A 16,552-nucleotide genomic window follows, 5' to 3' on the forward strand; every position below is an offset into this window, starting at 1 on the left:
AAAGCCCTTAAAAAAGGGCTTTGGGTACACACAACAATTTTTACGCTTTATTACTCACACTTAACCGTGGCGCTATTTGCGCTTTGTGGTTTAAAGCTAATATCTGCAACTGAAACGCTAAGCTCTCCTGCCGTTTTAATAATAAACGGGCTGGTTACTCTGGCAAAATCAACGCCCTTTTTAGCAAAACAGGTTAAATCTATACTCATGGTTTGCCATGTATTTAAGGCTGAATTTTTAAGCTCATTGGTTATATTAAGCTCGCCACCACAGCCTTGCTCGCATTTCATACCTAGTTGTACTTGCTCTGTTGGCATTGTATTTATTTTATAACTAAAACTAAGTGCTGAATTGGCCTCAATGTAAGCTACTTTGTCTTCAGTAAAGTTACTGTTAATTTCAATATAGCTTGCGCTAGAGCCTATAAAATTAAACGCCATCACATCTTCTTGAATGGTTTTATCTTCAGTACGATAAGTAATGCCGCCAAGCTTTACACTATTGCTAGCCACTTGATGCTGCTTGTTATTAGAGTTTAAAAACAAACGCCACGGCGTTTTAAAGCTACCATTAAATATAGACAGCGGCGCAAGGTTGCTTACATCAACACCTGAGTCTTCATTTAGGTTATTGGCAAGGGTACTTTTATCTTTATAGGTTAACCCAAATCCATAAGGTAGTAGCGGTGCATAATGTTCATCGCCCTTATTTACAGCCGTTTGCAGTGGCGATTTGGGCCACGAGAACGATAGCTTACCTTTAAAGTCATGTTGTACTTGCCCATTTACATCCGCTAGTAAAACATCTGCAATGCCTTGGCCTTCAGTGCCAGGAAGCCATGCAGCTACAAACGCATCAGATGCATTTAGCTCGCTATTAACCCACATTGGTCTGCCCGATATAAACACAGATACAACCGGTATATTTTGCTGTTTTAACGCTTTTAAAATTTTAAGTGAGCGTTTATTACCTCGTTCAAACTCAAGGTTGTCTTTATCACCATGCCCCTCTGCGTATGGCTCTTCGCCAAATACAACAATGGCTACATCGGGTTTGGTATCAAAAGTGCCATTTGGGCTTAAAATAGCGATACCGCCTGCTGTATCTATTTGCGCTTTTAACCCGGCATATATAGAGGTGGCTCCAGGAAAGTCTTCATTTTTATTGTTGGTGCCTTGCCACGTAATGCTCCAACCACCCGATTGTTTACCAATATTATTGGCCGCATCGCCTGCTACAAGTATATTGCTTGATGGGTTAATCGGTAATATATGGTTATTGTTTTTAAGCAGTAATAAAGACTCTTGCACCGCTTGGCGGGCAATATCACGATGTGCTGGCGCACCAATTAGCGCTAATTTACCTGAGAATTTACGCTTGGCAGGGCTTGGTTTTTCAAATAAACCTGCACGTAATTTAACACGCAAAATACGCGCGACGGCATCATCTATTCTAGCCATGGGAATAGTACCCGCTTTTACTTGCGCTATTGTATTGTTATAAAGTGGTTTCCAAGCATCTGTAGGCACCATAAAAATATCAAGCCCCGCATTGACCACTTGTGGGCAGCTTTCGTTAGTACAGCCGGCAACTTGCCCGTGGCCATTCCAATCCCCCACTACGAAGCCATCAAAACCCATTTTGGTTTTGAGTACATCGGTAAGTAAGTATTTATTGCCATGATTTTTTTTGCCATGCCAGCTATTAAACGACGCCATAACAGACTGACTACCTGCCGTTAAGCCACCTATATAACCTTGCGCATGTATGTTGTACAAATCTTTTTCAGTATCTATATTATTACCTTGATCGTCGCCATCCACTGTACCGCCATCACCTAAAAAGTGCTTAACAGTACTAATTACGCGTTTATCACTTAAAAAGTCGCCATCGGCTCTACCTTGTAAGCCATTTACAATAGCGGCTGAATACTCGCGAACAATTGCAGGGTCTTCTGAATAGCCTTCGTAGGTTCTGCCCCAGCGATCATCGCGCACTACAGCTACGGTAGGTGCAAACACCCAATCAATCCCTGTAGCCATTACTTCTACCGCTGTTGCCGCTGCAATTTGCTCTATAAGCGCAGGGTTATTAGCAGCACCCAAACCAATATTATGTGGAAATAACGTCGCACCAATGACGTTATTGTGTCCATGTACGGCATCGGTGCCCCACATGGTAGGGATTTTACTGCCATCAAGCGTATCATCAACCGATGCTTGATACATACTCTCTGCAAGCGCTATCCAGTCAGCAGGAGTAGCATGCTTATTAGCATCAGGAAAAGAGCCTCCACCATTTAAATAAGATCCAAACCCATATTTGCGCATATCTTCAACGGTTATATCGCGAATTTCTGGTTGGATCATTTGCGCTACTTTTTGCTCAAGCGTCATCGACTTTAAATAACCAGCAATTGTATTTTCAATCTCGGCACTTTTTTGTACTTTGTTTTTAAGAGTTGGCCAAAGTGTTATATCGCCCTGCTCATGCTCCGAGGCGTTAGTATGATTGTTACTAACTTGCGTTTGCTGTTTATTACAGGCTGTTAAAACGCATATTCCTCCCACTAAAAGGGAAAGAATTTTTAATGCTTTTGTGTTTAAGCTTTTTTTCATTGTTATGGCCCTGTGTTGTCTGGGTGTGTTTTTATAATGTAATTTGCTTATTTAAATATAACTATTGACCTGTTAAACAATAGCCACTAACCTAAATATGGAAGCGCTTCCTGAAAGTTATTAAATACTATACCCGGCGATTAATCAAATTAATTATGGAAGCGCTTCCAACTTTAACTTTATAAAAGCAAATTTACTAAAAATAAAGCAGGGGTTTTCGCTTAATGAAACAATTATCTTTACCTAGTGGCTCACCACTTTTAGCCAAACACTTTACTTACGGTGTGGCCACAGCGTCTTTTCAAATTGAGGGTGGCGCAGCAGATCGCCTCCCCTGCATTTGGGATACCTTTTGTAGTAAAGAAGGTAAAATTGCTGATAATTCAAATGGCGATGTAGCCTGCGAGCACTACACTCGTTGGCAAGACGATATAGACTTAATTGAGTCGCTAGGTGTAGACGCCTACAGGCTTTCTATTTCTTGGCCCCGTGTAATGACCAAAAAAGGCCATTTAAACCCTAAAGGCGTTAAGTTTTACACCGATATTTTAGATGAGCTAAAACGTCGTAATATCAAAGCTTTTGTTACTTTGTACCACTGGGATTTACCACAACATATTGAAGACGAAGGCGGCTGGCTTAACCGAAACACGGCTTACGAATTTGCACATTACACAGATTTAATTACAAAAGCCTTTGGTGAGCGAGTACATTCTTACGCAACACTAAACGAGCCATTTTGTAGCTCTTATTTAGGCTACGAAATTGGCGTACATGCACCTGGTATTGTTGGGCGAGAATACGGGCGAAAAGCTGCGCATCATTTACTACTTGGCCACGGATTAGCGATGAAAGTGCTTGCTAAAAATAGCCCTAATTCACTCAACGGTATTGTGCTTAACTTTACGCCTTGTTACCCAGTTACCCAATGCGAAGAAGATTTAAACGCCACTGCATTTGCTGATGACTACATAAATCAATGGTATATGAAGCCAATAATGCAAGGTCAATACCCTGATATTATTAGCCAATTACCTAAAGCCCAGCGCCCTGATATTTTACCAGGCGATATGGACATTATTGCACAACCACTTGATTATTTAGGCGTGAATTTTTATACCCGTATGCATTATCAAGCAAGCGAAACAGACTTTTATCATGAGCTACCACACAAAGCCCCAATGACCGATATTGGCTGGGAAATTTACCCTAAAGCACTTACAGAGTTACTTGTATCGTTAAACGAAAAATACACCCTACCACCTATTTATATTACCGAAAATGGCGCAGCCATGGCTGACGAATTTAAAGACGGTGAAGTGAAAGACAACGATCGTATTGAATATTACCAAGAGCATTTAAATGCCCTACATAATGCAACAGCACAAGGTGTTAAGGTAGATGGTTACTTTGCGTGGAGCCTGATGGATAATTTTGAATGGGCAGAAGGATATTTAAAACGCTTTGGTATAGTACACGTAGACTACAACACACAAAAACGAACTGTTAAAGCCAGTGGTAAAGCGTACACTAAACTCATAACAAGCCGATAAATTATCGGCTTATAACAATAAGAACACACACTGTGAACAAACTCCCTTTATACGAAAAAGTCGGTTATGCCATGGGTGACGCGGGTGCTAATTTAGTATGGCGTGGCGCATTGGCCTATTTAGCGGTATTTTATACCGACACCTTTGGCATATCGGCTGCAGCGGCCGCCATGCTGTTTTTAGTGGTTAGATTATCTGATGGTGTAACCGATATAATTATGGGCATGATTGCCGATAGAACGCAGTCGCGCTTTGGAAAATTTAGGCCGTGGATTCTCTACTCCGCGCCCTTTTTAGGTTTGTTTATGGTGCTGTGCTTTACCACACCAAACTTTAGCGAAACTAATAAACTTATTTATGCCTACGTTACTTATATTGGTTTAACACTTGCTTATACAGTCAGTAACGTACCCTACTCTGCACTTATGGGCGTAATGACCCCCGATGACACCGAGCGCACAAAGCTATCAGGATTCAGATTTGCAGGCGCGTTTACCGGCGGGTTATTAGTGATGGGCTTTTTACCCGACTTAGTCGCTTATTTTGGAGGCGGTGATAACGCCAAGGGCTATCAGCTCACTATGTATTTATTCGCAAGTTTACTTATTGCGCTTATGGTTATTACCTTTGTAAGCACTAAAGAGCGTGTAATAGCCCCAGCTTCAGAGCAAGGGTGTTTAAAATCAGAACTGTTTGATTTAACTAAAAACCTACCATTTATAATATTACCTTTGTTATCAACAACACTGTTTTTTTATTATCGCGATTTATACAGCGGATTATTTTTTGCTTTAGTTATGGCGGCAATGACTGTTGTTATAAAAAAACTACTTAATAAAAACAAACAAACCCTAACCGGTTCGCAGCGCGATATGGTCGATTTACTAACAAATAAACCGTGGCTCGTTTTATTGGGTATTGGCTTTTTAACCATGATGTTTAACGGCATAAAATATGGTGTTATTGCCTATTACTTTAAGTACCACGTTGCTGATGAACTCATGGCAGGGCAATATTTTATTGCCTTATTAATAGTATCTATATTTGGTGCACTTGCTACAGGCAAGCTGGCTGAAATTATGGGCAAACGCAATTTATTTATTGCATCATTGTTGCTAAGCGGCTTATTAACCACTGCATTTTATTGGGTGCCTAGCAATAATATTGTCGCTGTATTTTCGTTTGGGTGCGCGGCTGAGTTTTTTGCCGCTATGATGCCTACTTTGTTTTTTAGCATGCTGGGAGATTCTGCCGACTACTCCGAGTGGAAAAATAAACGCCGCGCAACCGGGCTTATTTATTCTGCAGGCACCTTTGTACAAAAAACGGGAGGTGGTTTTGCTGGGGCACTTGTATTAGTGGTACTTGCAAGCTATGGGTATAACGGTATGGATGAGCTTACAATTAACCAAACCCTTCCCGCTATGCAGTTGTTAATGAGCTGGATCCCTGCTGCTTTTGCATTTTTAGGCGCCGCGTTGATGCTTATTTATCCGCTTACACCTGCACTAACCCAAAAAATAACAGAAGATTTAGCAATTAGGCGCAGTAATGTGTAAATTAACATTTAATCACAATTTATGTTTTATAAATTTTATTTAAAACAAATGCGTACAAGCTAGGATATAAATGGCGACTATTTATCAAGTATCAGAAATGGCAGGAGTGTCTTTATCAACTGTTTCTAGGGTGCTTAACGACAACGACTACGTAAGTAAAAAAACTAAAAAAAAGGTATTAGAGGCGATGAAAGAGCTCGGCTATCAGCCAAGCTCTATTGCACGCTCTTTAGCATCAAGCCGCACTAACAGTGTAGGCATTTTAGTGTCTGAGTTAGACGGCCCGTTTTTTGGACAAATGATGTCGGCCATTGAAGAGCAATTACGTATAGCTGGTAAACACGTAATTATTACGCCCGGCCACAGTGATGAAAAAAAAGAAAAAAACGGTTTTGAATTTTTAATTAGCCGTAATTGCGACGCCATTATTGCTCACGTAGAAGCGGTATCTAACGAGTATTTAATTGAGCTCAGTAAAGGTAAAACCCCTATTTATTTAATGAGTCGCTACGTTAAAGAAATAGAGCAAAACTGCATTAGTCTCGATAATGTTATGGGTGGCTACCTTGCAACAAAAGCTATGATCAATAAAGGGCATAAACGTATTGCTTATATTGCCGGTCCACAATTTAAAGAAGATGCCTCAGATCGTTTAAAAGGCCACAAAAAGGCGCTTGCAGAATATGGCCTCACCTTTGACGAAAGCTTGTATTATGTGGGCGACTTTAAAGAAACCGGTGGCAGCGATGGTCTGCGTCATTTTATTCAAAATAAAGCACAAATTACGGCTCTTGTGTGCGCCAATGACGAAATGGCATCGGGTGCAATGAAATACGCTCGCGAGCATGGCTTTAATATACCTAAAGATTTAGCAATAATTGGGTTTGATAACGTTATTTTTACCAATTACCTTTACCCTACGCTTACCACAATAGATAACCCAGTACCCGAAATGGGCCGTGCAGCAGCAAATTTAGTGCTTAAAGATATTTATAAAAAAAGCGGCATAACGGTTACTCAGGTGTTTGAGCCTAAGCTAATTTTAAGAGACTCAACCCCGGATATAAATTAATTTAGTTGCAAATTATCTAACTCGTTTCGTACCCACTGCGAATCGAGGTATTGCTCTAAATGTTGCTGTGCAAATTTTAAAAAGTTTCGTGCAGCATGCGATATATGCCTGTCGGTTCGCATAACAAAATACCAATGGCTAGCTAAGTGCGTATCGGTAACAGTTAATACCTTAAAGCTTTCATCGTCTTTTTCGAGTACATGGCGAGATAGAACGGCTATTCCCATACCCGAAGATACCGCAACTCTAATTGCTTCATTGCTAGCCATTTGCACTGAATCACTCAGTACTAAACCACGGCTTTGTAGCTCGCTTTCAAATAACATGCGCGTTGCCGAGCCATTTTCACGTAATAAAAATCGGTATTGCATTAAGTCGCTGAGCTTTACTGACTCTAATTGTGCAAGCGGATGATTAACCGGCACAATAAACTCAAGCGGATTATGTAAAAAACGTGCAGCTTGCGCATGTTCAAGCGATGGAGGATGGCTGAATACGTAAATATCGTCTTCACCACGCTCAAATCGGTTTAGCACTTCTGCACGGTTACCAATTTCTAGTGGAAGCTCTACATGCGGGTGTAAATTACTATAGGGTCCTAATAATTTGGGCAAAATATATTGTGCGGTATTGACCATGGCTATTTTACACCTACCTCGCTCACCACCATTTAGTTCTGTTAAAAAGTCTTGGTAATCTTCAAAGTGTCCAAATACTTGCTGACAGGTTTTATAAAGCTCAAGTCCAGCTTCGGTCACGTGCATTTTTTGATGCTGCATAACCATTAACGGCTCAGCTACGGCTTCTTGTAAGCGTTTAATTTGCAGCGATACAGTAGGCTGAGTTAAGTGCAATCGCCTCGCGGTTTCACTAATTGAGCCTGTTTTTACTACGCTCATAAACACTTCGAGCAATCTAAATGAAATATGTCGTAAATCCACAATCACCACCTATAGATAATTATTTATACCTAACTAGTATTTATTTTATTATTTACTATACGAAGTTTTAAATACAATAGCGCCACTTAATTTCATATTTAAAAGGAAATGTTGTGCCTGATATAGTTGTTATGTTTTTTATTTTAGGATTAGTAGCGGGAATATTACGCTCAGATTTAACCATTCCTAAAGCAACCTACGAAACACTAAGCTTATTACTCATGCTAACTATTGGTTTAAAAGGCGGCATGGTACTTCACGGCAATTTAAGCTGGCAACTGCTACCAGAAATGGGCACAGTGATGCTCTTAGGTGCACTTATTCCGCTAATGCTATACCCCATTTTAAAATACGTTATCAAATTATCGGTGGCTAACAGCGCCAGTATTGCGGCGCATTATGGTTCGGTGAGTGCGGGTACGTTCGCAGTTGCGTTAGCGTATGCCGAATCTGCAAATTTAGCCGTTGGCGCTGAAGTAACGCTCTATTTAGTTATGCTAGAGCTTCCTGCTATTATTGTTGGCTTATTACTTTATCGCAAGCTCGATAAAGACCCAGGCCAAACAAGTACACTCTCATTAAAAGCGCTCTGGCACGAAACCCTCACTAACAAAAGTGTTATTTTATTAGTGGGTGGTGTAATTATTGGCATGATGTACGGCACATCGCAAGGCAGCCAGGTTACCAGCTTATTAACAAGCAGTTTTAAAGTAGTCCTCGCCTTATTTTTACTAGAAATGGGATTAGTAGCTGCACAAACACTTCGCCCTTTCCCATGGCAACATTGGAAATTAGCGACTTTTGCTATTATTACCCCACTATGTTTGGGCACAGTAGGTGTTGGCGTAGGTACTTTATTAGGATTAGAACTTGGTTCAGTGGTTATACTCGGTAGCTTAGTAGCCAGTGCCTCTTACATTGCAGCACCTGCAGCAATCAAAGCCGCTATTCCTAAAGCCGATATAGGCCTTGCCATGCTTAGCTCGCTGGGTGTTACTTTTCCGTTCAATGTAATCGTAGGTATTGGCCTTTATCATCAGCTTGCTGTAGCTATTCAATAACTAACATTTAGCGCGGTGATTTGCCACTGCCCATTAACGGTTAACCAGTTTTGTGTGTGGGTTGATATAAAACATTCTTTTCCAACCTTGGCTTTCACTTGTTGCAAGCCAAGGTAGTGGAAATAAAGACACAATTGAATAATGAACATGAGGTGGCTTACCCGCTGCATTTCCTGTGTTACCCAATAAGCCAATATTTTCATTTAACTTCACAATGTCGCCTTCACTTACACTGTAACTATTTAAATGCGCTACATAGTGCACCCGCCATTTAGGCCCGAGTATTGCAACTACCTTACCGCCTCTTTTAAGCTCACCGCTAAACACAACAATCCCATTAACCGGTGCAACAACATGCGTATTTTTTTTAGCAAATATATCAATGCCTTTATGAACACCCGACTTCCCCCATGGCTCATACCAAAAAGTAGCATGATTCCAATCTTTGGGTGTTGCCCCTAATACGGGATTAGTGATTTTTTCAGGTAAAACGAACAGGGCTAATACTATGGTTAATATAATAGCGACTAAGCTGAGTAGTAATATTTTTATGGGCTTCAAAATAGGATTCTGCTTTGAGTTAAACAATTAAATGTATTATTAACCCGCAATGATGAATAGATAATGAGCACTTTAAAAAACAGTAAACACAAAAAAGCCGATGCAAGATCACTCTCACATCGGCTTTTTCACTATGGTAATACTTATTATAAAGAAAGCTCTTCTTTAGCACGTGTTAAATTGTGCGACACCATTGTGCTGTTAGACATTGATTTAGCTTCGTATAAATCAGCAAGACCAGCCGTTTCGTTGTTCGCTTTTAAACGCGCAACACCACGGTTGCTTAACGCGAATGAAGTAAGCTGGCGTACTTTAAATCGTGGTGCGTCTGCATCTTTTAAAAGTGCAATTGCTTTAGTACAAATAGCTTCAGCCTGTGCGTAGTTTTTTGACTTAACGTTAAGTGCGCAGCTGTTAAACGATTGTTCAAGCGGCTGCGGCGCTGTTTGCGCTTCAATAACCATTAATTTGTAGTCACTTGAATCAGCCATTACAGCTGCAGAGCAAGTTAATAATGAGCCAAGAGCGATGGTTTTTAAAAGTGTACGTTTCATGGTTTGCCTTTCCTAATTAAGTGAGTCGTGCTTGTTGCCGACAACTGAACTTTAGAGTAAAAGCTCAAACCTCACAAACGATAAAAACAAACTCAATAAGTGAATAAAATTAACCTATAGATTTTAGTCTAACGCCATTATAAATATACTTACTTTTTAGGTGCTTACATTTAATAAACTATGGGTAATGCGATTACTCTTAGCAATAAGAACGTAATCGTACAAACTACAATAATGCTGATACAAAAAAGCCCCAGCAGGTTAAACCTAGCCGGGGCTTTTTTAAAATGTGCTTGCTAAAGCAGCTTATAAAGAAAGCTCTTCTTTAGCGCGATTTAAATTGTGCGATACCATAGTGCTGTTAGACATTTGGTTAGCTTCGTACAAATCGGCTAAAGCAGCTGTTTCGTTATTCGATTTCAAACGCGCAACACCACGGTTACTTAGTGCGTATGAAGTAAGCTGGCGTACTTTAAAACGTGGTGCGTCAGCATCCTTTAAAAGCGCAATTGCTTTAGTACAAACTTCTTCAGCTTGTGCATAGTTTTTTGACTTAACATTAAGTGCGCAGCTGTTAAAAGATTGCTCAAGTGGCTGCGGCGCTGTTGCAGTTTCGATAACCATTAATTTGTAATCACTTTGATCAGCCATTGCAGCAGCTGAACAAGTAAGTAGAGAGCTAAGAGCGATAGTTTTGATAAAAGTTTTCATGGTCATAATCCTGTTTGGTTAAGTCGTGCTTGTTGCCGACAACTGAACTTTAGAGAATTCCCATCAAACCGACAAACGATAAAAACAAACCTAATAAGTGAAGAAATCTAACCTATAGACTTTAGTCTAATGCCGAACATTAATTTCGAAAATTGATACTTATCAAAACAACCAAAAATTTAAACTTATTGAGTGCGTTCAAGTAACTTAACTATCTGGGTTACAACCATTTTTGGCTCATCATTTTGTGGATAGTGATAGCTTTTATTTGTGATTACTATTCCACCTTGTGGAAATGCATTAGCCCACTTTGAATGTAAGTCACCCCACATTTCACGCGCTTGGTCGGTAAAAAATAATACAGGTGGCTCTTTATACTTTTTAACGGAGGCGATCACAGTCACGGGTATATCAGCAATTTGAGGGTAATCAGGTAGTGGGCGTTTTGCCCAAAAATCTAAATACTGATTCGACATACCATTTTTCATATCATCCAGCTTTATTGCAGCAATTTCTTTTTCTGCACGGGCCAAATCAATTGCGCGCATAATATCTACATCATGCTCTGATGCAGGCTCAATTAACATCAACGCTTTAATACTGTTAGGGTATGTTGCAGCAAATACACGCGCAATATAAGCACCATAAGAGTGGGCAATATATACAACAGGCTCTTCTACTTTAAGTACTTTTAGCAATCGCAAAGCCTCTGCTGCATATTCTTCAGAGCTATAATTTTTCTTTATTTGTGCAGAGCCGCCATTACCAATACGAGAATACCGTATAACTTTCGCGTGCTTGGTAAGTGATTCAAAAATCGGATCCCAATCACTTAAACCAGCAGAGCCACCCGCTTCAAGTAAAATGGTATGTTTACCATCACCTGCTAATTCGTATTCAACGTCAAAACCATTTACTTGAACCTTAGCCGTACAGGCTATTACACCGTGTGGAATGAAAAGCGAATAAAAAATGATTGCGGTAAAGAGTATTCTCATCATATTTTTTACTTAAGTTAATTTAAAAAATACCATATGCGATATTAAATATGACTTCCAGCGGTAATAGTTAAAATTTCTAAAGTTTAAATTAAGGTACCTATAAACTCCCTCGCCCATATGCCATAATCTAAATAATTCATTATTTTAGTAACTTGGCGCATATTTAGGCGTTTTTAAGTTAACTACTCAGGGTTTACTATGGCATATCAAGAGCAAAATCAAGCAACAATCTATTGGCACGATTATGAAACTTGGGGGGCGAGCCCTCAAAAGGATAAGCCGAGCCAATTTGCAGGTATTCGTACCGATCTTGATTTAAACATTATTGGCGAGCCGCTTATTGAATATTGTAAGCCGCAAGCGGATTACTTGCCCCACCCTGAGGCATGTTTAATCACCGGTATTACGCCACAAGTAGCGATGAAAAAAGGCTTGGTTGAGGCTGAGTTTATAGCAAAAATTCATGCCGAATTTAGTATGCCAAACACCTGTGTGGCAGGTTATAACAGTATTCGCTTTGATGACGAAGTAAGCCGTTATAGTTTTTACCGTAACTTTTACGACCCGTACGAGCGTGAATATAAAAATAATAATAGCCGCTGGGATATTATTGATTTAGTACGCGCTTGCTATGCTCTTCGCCCTGAAGGTATTGAATGGCCGTTAAAAGAAGACGGTAGCCCAAGCTTTAAGCTTGAGCATTTAACAGTAGCCAACGGTATTGAACACGCCGCTGCGCACGATGCGCTAAGCGATGTAACTGCCACTATTGCACTGGCTAAACTTATAAAAGAAAAGCAACCAAAGCTGTATAACTTCTTTTTTGGGCTACGTAATAAAAAAGCGCTTGGCGAGTTAGTTGATGTATTTAACATGACGCCGCTGGTACATACCTCGTCACGCATTCCTGCAACGCAAGGTTGTACAACGTGGGTGGCGCCTATGAGCTTTCATCCGGTCAATAAAAACGCGGTTATTTGTTTTGATTTAACCCAAAGCCCGCAAGTGTTGCTTGATTTAAATGTAGAAGAATTACGTAAACGTTTATACACCAAACGCGTAGATTTAGCCGAGGGCGATTTACCTGTTGGCTTAAAACTGGTGCATTTAAACAAGTGCCCTATTTTAGCGCCTGCAAAAACATTATTGCCTGAAAACGCAGCCCGTTTAGGCATTGACCGCGAGCAGTGCCTCGCTAATTTAGCTATTTTAAAAGCCAATACCGAGCTTCGCGATAAAGTAACTGAAGTGTTTAACGAGCAAGGCGATTACAGCGCAACCACTAATGTTGATTACTTACTTTACGATGGCTTTACAAACCACGCCGACAAAGCTAAATTTGCGATTATTCGCGATGCTAAGCCAGACGAGCTAGCGGGTTTAAATTTAGATTTTGAAGATAAAAAGTTTAATACATTACTGTTTAGATACCGTGCGCGAAACTGGCCAGAAACACTAAACCAGCAAGAACTTGATCAATGGCGCCAGTATTGCCAAAACAAGTTAATGCATGGGGAAGATCAACCATCAATCAGCGCACAAGATTTTATGATCACCCTTGAAAACTTGGCCCATGAGCACGACGACAGCGAAAAAAACCTAACCATTTTAAAGGCTTTATATAACTACGCGCAGAGCATGTAAATTGCTTTAAGCGTATTGGTCAGCGCATATAAAAACGCGACGCTTTAGTAATTTAAGCGTCGCGTTTTTGTTTAAATTATTATGGGCTTCGCCCATCACGCAAGCAAGCTTCGCGTCTACAAGTAAAACCCATATCTACACCATCGCGGTAGACGTAGAGCTTGCTCACGTGAAAAGCGTAGCTTTTAAGATAAAAACATTTGCACAAAGAGGAGTAAATGAGCAAATATAAGCCACAAACAGCTTTTAATTAATCTTTCCCTCTAAAAGCGCAGCGCCTCTTATCCTCTTTGTGAATAAATCACTTTACGGGCTTTGCCCGTCACGCAAACAAGCTTCGCGTCTACAAAACAAGCAATAATTTTTACTCAGCCGATAGGCCTTAAGCTTACTAACGCGAAAGCGTAGCTTTTAAAATAAAAAATTTTTGCACAAAGAGAACAAATGAGAAGTAAATGAGGAAACATGAACCAATAACAACCTTTTTAGCACTATCACTGCCTCTAAAAGCGCAGCGCCTCTTTCCCTCTTTGTGAATAAATCACTTATGGGCATTACCCGCTAAGCAGGCAAGCTTCGCGTCTACAAGTTAAACGCGAAACCTGTTTAATTTAAAACACATACATAGTTATTTTTTATGCAGCGCTTCTATTCGTGCAAGTAGGCTTGAAGTGTCGTATCGGCCGCCACCAAATGCTTGTACATCGGCGTAGTATTGGTCGACTGTTGCAGTCATTGGCAACGTCGCACCATTGTTTTTAGCTTCAGCAAGTGCAATGCCTAAATCTTTGCGCATCCAATCTACCGCAAAACCAAAATCGTATTCGCCTGCCCACATTGTTTTGTAACGGTTTTCCATTTGCCACGACCCTGCAGCACCTTTAGAAATGGTTTCAATTACTTTTTCGCCATCAAGCCCTGCTTGCTTAGCAAAATGTAAGCCCTCGGCTAAACCCTGTACAACACCGGCAATACAAATTTGATTAACCATTTTACAAAGCTGGCCCGAGCCTACGCCACCTAACAATTGGCTAAAACGGCTAAACGCCGCCATTACAGGCTGTACTTTTGCAAATACGGCTTCATTGCCACCAGCCATTACTGTTAAAACGCCATTTTCTGCCCCGGCTTGTCCGCCGGACACTGGCGCATCGATAAAGTCAATATTTTGCAGCGCCGCTTTTGCAGCTACTTCTCGGGCAACTTCTGCAGAGGTTGTTGTGTGATCAACTAATATGGTGTGCGGTAACATACCCGCCAAAACACCGTCGTCGCCATAAACTACAGAACGTAAATCGTCGTCGTTACCCACACACATAAACACAATATCAGCGCCTTGAGCAGCTTCGCGTGGGGTATCTGCAACGCTTCCTTTGTATTGTTCAGCCCAACTTTGCGCCTTTGATTGCGTACGATTAAATACACATACGCTATGACCTTTATTGGCTAAATGCCCCGCCATTGGGTAACCCATTACGCCTAAACCTATAAATGCGACTTTCATTGACATAAAAATGACCTATTTAACTGCTAACTTAGAAACTAGGTCCCGATTATGTCAACCGGCCAACAAAAAAGCGAATGAAAGTCTTTGTAAAATTTCCACCAATTGGAAATTAAGTAGGTAACCAATGGATAGTATTTATCAGTTTAATGCACCACTTTATAACAGTGAGAATTTTTCTTTAAGCGAGTTAAAAGGCAAAACCGTACTCATTGTCAATACAGCCAGTAAATGTAGTTTTTCAATGCAATTAAATGCTCTAGAAAAGCTATACCAAGAGTACAAGGATCGTGGCTTTACGGTACTTGCATTCCCATGTAACCAATTTGGACAAAACGAGCCACTTGATAATTTAGCTATTAGAGATTTTTACCAAATGCAGTTTGGTGTTTCGTTTAAAGTATTTGGTAAAGTTATGGTAAATGGCCCAGACGCTCACCCTTTATTTAGCTATTTAAAATGCCATACCCGCGGTATTTCACAAAACCGTGCAGTGAAATGGAATTTCACAAAGTTTTTAATTAACTCACAGGGGCAATTAGTCGCACGCTATGCACCGCGTACTAAACCTGAAACACTTAAACAGGTTATCGAAACACACCTACAGAAAGCCGTTGAATCAAGTGACATAAAAGCAACACACATTATGTCTGCTTTAAATAGACGCACAGCGCTGTAAATAAAAAGTAATCGCTACTTGAGCACATGGCAGTAACGTAGTTTAATTTAAACAGGTTTACTATTTTAAACGCACCAAATTATTGGAGCCATACTATGAACATTGCTTTTTTTAGCGCACAAAAGTACGAAAAACCTTTTTTTGAACAGAGTATTGCAACTCATAATAACTTAGCAATAACCTATTTTGAGCAATCGCTTAACGAGCAAACTGCGGTGTTAGCAAGCAATTACAATTCAGTGTGTGTATTTGTAAACGATACAGTTAATGCTCAAGTTATAAGGCTATTAGCAGCCCAAGGTGTAAATACTATATTACTGCGCTGTGCCGGTTTTAATAATGTTGATTTAGATGCGGCAAAAGCACATAACATTCATGTTTTGCGTGTACCAGCATACAGTCCCGAAGCCGTAGCTGAGCATTGTATTGCGCTTATGCTTACACTGAGCCGAAAAACACATAAAGCTTACAACCGCGTGCGCGAAGACAACTTTGATCTAAATGGGTTACTTGGCTTTAACTTGCACAACAAAACAGTGGGCATTATTGGGTGCGGAAAAATTGGCTTAGCACTGTGTAATATACTCAATGGATTTGGCGCAAACGTTTTAGTGTGCGACCCAAATGCAATACCGGGTAACTACTCCATTACCGACTTAAACACGTTACTTACCCAAAGCGATATTATTTCGCTGCATTGCCCACTAAACGATCAAACCCATCATTTAATCGATGAACATGCTTTCGCTAAAATGAAGCCCGGCGTTATGCTTATCAACACCTCACGTGGTGCATTACTCGACAGCAAAGCCTGCATACAAGCACTTAAAACACAAAAACTAGGTTACTTAGGACTAGATGTATACGAGCAAGAATCCGAACTGTTTTTTAAAAACCACAGCGACGAAATAAACCAAGACGATATATTTTCCCGTTTAGTTGGTTTTAAAAATGTTCTGATCACCGGGCATCAAGGCTTTTTTACTCAAGAAGCGCTCACCGAAATAGCAAACACCACCATTACAAATGCTCTTGAGGTTGAACAGGGTAAACCGCTTACTAACTCCGTTTTTAAAAATTAACATTTATAGCCA

The 16,552-nt window shown here is 40.3% G+C and carries 14 protein-coding genes; 7 read left to right on the forward strand and 7 right to left on the reverse strand.

The genetic code is table 11. The features are described from left to right. Positions 1–50: 50 nt before the first annotated feature. The gene (locus MTF67_RS10180; protein WP_248519456.1) at positions 51–2,618 is read right to left on the reverse strand and encodes a glycoside hydrolase family 3 N-terminal domain-containing protein; all 2,568 of its coding nucleotides are present in this window, start codon (positions 2,616–2,618) and stop codon (positions 51–53) included. A gap of 224 nt (positions 2,619–2,842) precedes the next feature. On the opposite strand from MTF67_RS10180, the gene MTF67_RS10185 reads away from it, so the two are divergent. The 3 genes from MTF67_RS10185 to MTF67_RS10195 all read left to right on the forward strand — a co-directional run bounded on the left by MTF67_RS10185 (position 2,843) and on the right by MTF67_RS10195 (position 6,802). Continuing rightward, entirely contained in the window at positions 2,843–4,171 is a 1,329-nt protein-coding gene (locus MTF67_RS10185; protein WP_248519457.1) for a GH1 family beta-glucosidase, read from the forward strand. Positions 4,172–4,203: 32 nt separating this feature from the next. Next, the gene (locus MTF67_RS10190) at positions 4,204–5,730 is read left to right on the forward strand and encodes an MFS transporter (RefSeq protein ID WP_248519458.1); all 1,527 of its coding nucleotides are present in this window, start codon (positions 4,204–4,206) and stop codon (positions 5,728–5,730) included. Positions 5,731–5,800: 70 nt separating this feature from the next. Further along, on the forward strand, positions 5,801–6,802 hold the full coding sequence (locus tag MTF67_RS10195; protein WP_058429062.1) for a LacI family DNA-binding transcriptional regulator: 1,002 nt from the start codon (positions 5,801–5,803) through the stop codon (positions 6,800–6,802). On the opposite strand, the gene MTF67_RS10200 is transcribed toward MTF67_RS10195, so the two are convergent. Further along, positions 6,799–7,743 (reverse strand): LysR substrate-binding domain-containing protein, encoded by a 945-nt coding sequence (locus MTF67_RS10200; protein WP_248519459.1) that lies wholly within the window; start codon positions 7,741–7,743, stop codon positions 6,799–6,801. The genes MTF67_RS10195 and MTF67_RS10200 overlap by 4 nt on opposite strands. A 113-nt stretch (positions 7,744–7,856) precedes the next feature. Here MTF67_RS10200 and MTF67_RS10205 point away from each other — a divergent pair, with 113 nt between their 5' ends. Beyond that, positions 7,857–8,804 (forward strand): sodium-dependent bicarbonate transport family permease, encoded by a 948-nt coding sequence (locus MTF67_RS10205; protein ID WP_039037823.1) that lies wholly within the window; start codon positions 7,857–7,859, stop codon positions 8,802–8,804. 33 nt (positions 8,805–8,837) lie between these two features. Here MTF67_RS10205 and MTF67_RS10210 read toward each other — a convergent pair whose 3' ends face one another. The 4 genes from MTF67_RS10210 to MTF67_RS10225 all read right to left on the reverse strand — a co-directional run bounded on the left by MTF67_RS10210 (position 8,838) and on the right by MTF67_RS10225 (position 11,628). Further along, positions 8,838–9,365 (reverse strand): M23 family metallopeptidase, encoded by a 528-nt coding sequence (locus tag MTF67_RS10210; RefSeq protein ID WP_248519460.1) that lies wholly within the window; start codon positions 9,363–9,365, stop codon positions 8,838–8,840. Positions 9,366–9,511: 146 nt separating this feature from the next. After that, entirely contained in the window at positions 9,512–9,919 is a 408-nt protein-coding gene (locus tag MTF67_RS10215) for a hypothetical protein (protein WP_006792270.1), read from the reverse strand. Between the two features lie 306 nt (positions 9,920–10,225). Further along, entirely contained in the window at positions 10,226–10,630 is a 405-nt protein-coding gene (locus MTF67_RS10220) for a hypothetical protein (RefSeq protein ID WP_006792271.1), read from the reverse strand. A gap of 185 nt (positions 10,631–10,815) precedes the next feature. Next, positions 10,816–11,628 carry an alpha/beta hydrolase gene (locus tag MTF67_RS10225; RefSeq protein ID WP_248519526.1) on the reverse strand — a complete coding sequence of 271 codons (813 nt, stop codon included), beginning with the start codon at positions 11,626–11,628 and terminating at the stop codon, positions 10,816–10,818. A 201-nt stretch (positions 11,629–11,829) separates the two neighbouring features. Here MTF67_RS10225 and sbcB point away from each other — a divergent pair, with 201 nt between their 5' ends. Continuing rightward, positions 11,830–13,275, forward strand: a complete 1,446-nt coding sequence (gene sbcB, locus MTF67_RS10230) for an exodeoxyribonuclease I (protein WP_248519461.1) — start codon at positions 11,830–11,832, stop codon at positions 13,273–13,275. A gap of 628 nt (positions 13,276–13,903) precedes the next feature. On the opposite strand, the gene MTF67_RS10235 is transcribed toward sbcB, so the two are convergent. Beyond that, a complete protein-coding gene (locus MTF67_RS10235; protein WP_248519462.1) occupies positions 13,904–14,785 on the reverse strand; it encodes an NAD(P)-dependent oxidoreductase in 882 nt (293 codons plus the stop codon). 121 nt (positions 14,786–14,906) lie between these two features. Here MTF67_RS10235 and MTF67_RS10240 point away from each other — a divergent pair, with 121 nt between their 5' ends. Together MTF67_RS10240 and MTF67_RS10245 are read left to right on the forward strand one after the other, a co-directional pair. Next, positions 14,907–15,458 carry a glutathione peroxidase gene (locus MTF67_RS10240; protein ID WP_248519463.1) on the forward strand — a complete coding sequence of 184 codons (552 nt, stop codon included), beginning with the start codon at positions 14,907–14,909 and terminating at the stop codon, positions 15,456–15,458. 95 nt (positions 15,459–15,553) lie between these two features. Beyond that, on the forward strand, positions 15,554–16,540 hold the full coding sequence (locus MTF67_RS10245) for a 2-hydroxyacid dehydrogenase (RefSeq protein ID WP_248519464.1): 987 nt from the start codon (positions 15,554–15,556) through the stop codon (positions 16,538–16,540). The last annotated feature ends 12 nt before the right edge of the window (positions 16,541–16,552 follow it).

The sequence above is a fragment of the Pseudoalteromonas sp. 2CM32C genome (assembly GCF_023161925.1).
GTDB lineage: Bacteria > Pseudomonadota > Gammaproteobacteria > Enterobacterales > Alteromonadaceae > Pseudoalteromonas > Pseudoalteromonas marina.

Bases quoted from the DNA above. Each gene is read 5' to 3' on its own strand.
- MTF67_RS10180 (WP_248519456.1), bottom strand. From the start codon at position 2,618: ATGAAAAAAAGCTTAAACACAAAAGCATTAAAAATTCTTTCCCTTTTA.
- MTF67_RS10185 (WP_248519457.1), top strand. From the start codon at position 2,843: ATGAAACAATTATCTTTACCTAGTGGCTCACCACTTTTAGCCAAACAC.
- MTF67_RS10195 (WP_058429062.1), top strand. From the start codon at position 5,801: ATGGCGACTATTTATCAAGTATCAGAAATGGCAGGAGTGTCTTTATCA.
- MTF67_RS10215 (WP_006792270.1), bottom strand. From the start codon at position 9,919: ATGAAACGTACACTTTTAAAAACCATCGCTCTTGGCTCATTATTAACT.
- MTF67_RS10220 (WP_006792271.1), bottom strand. From the start codon at position 10,630: ATGAAAACTTTTATCAAAACTATCGCTCTTAGCTCTCTACTTACTTGT.
- MTF67_RS10225 (WP_248519526.1), bottom strand. From the start codon at position 11,628: ATGAGAATACTCTTTACCGCAATCATTTTTTATTCGCTTTTCATTCCA.
- sbcB (WP_248519461.1), top strand. From the start codon at position 11,830: ATGGCATATCAAGAGCAAAATCAAGCAACAATCTATTGGCACGATTAT.
- MTF67_RS10235 (WP_248519462.1), bottom strand. From the start codon at position 14,785: ATGTCAATGAAAGTCGCATTTATAGGTTTAGGCGTAATGGGTTACCCA.
- MTF67_RS10240 (WP_248519463.1), top strand. From the start codon at position 14,907: ATGGATAGTATTTATCAGTTTAATGCACCACTTTATAACAGTGAGAAT.
- MTF67_RS10245 (WP_248519464.1), top strand. From the start codon at position 15,554: ATGAACATTGCTTTTTTTAGCGCACAAAAGTACGAAAAACCTTTTTTT.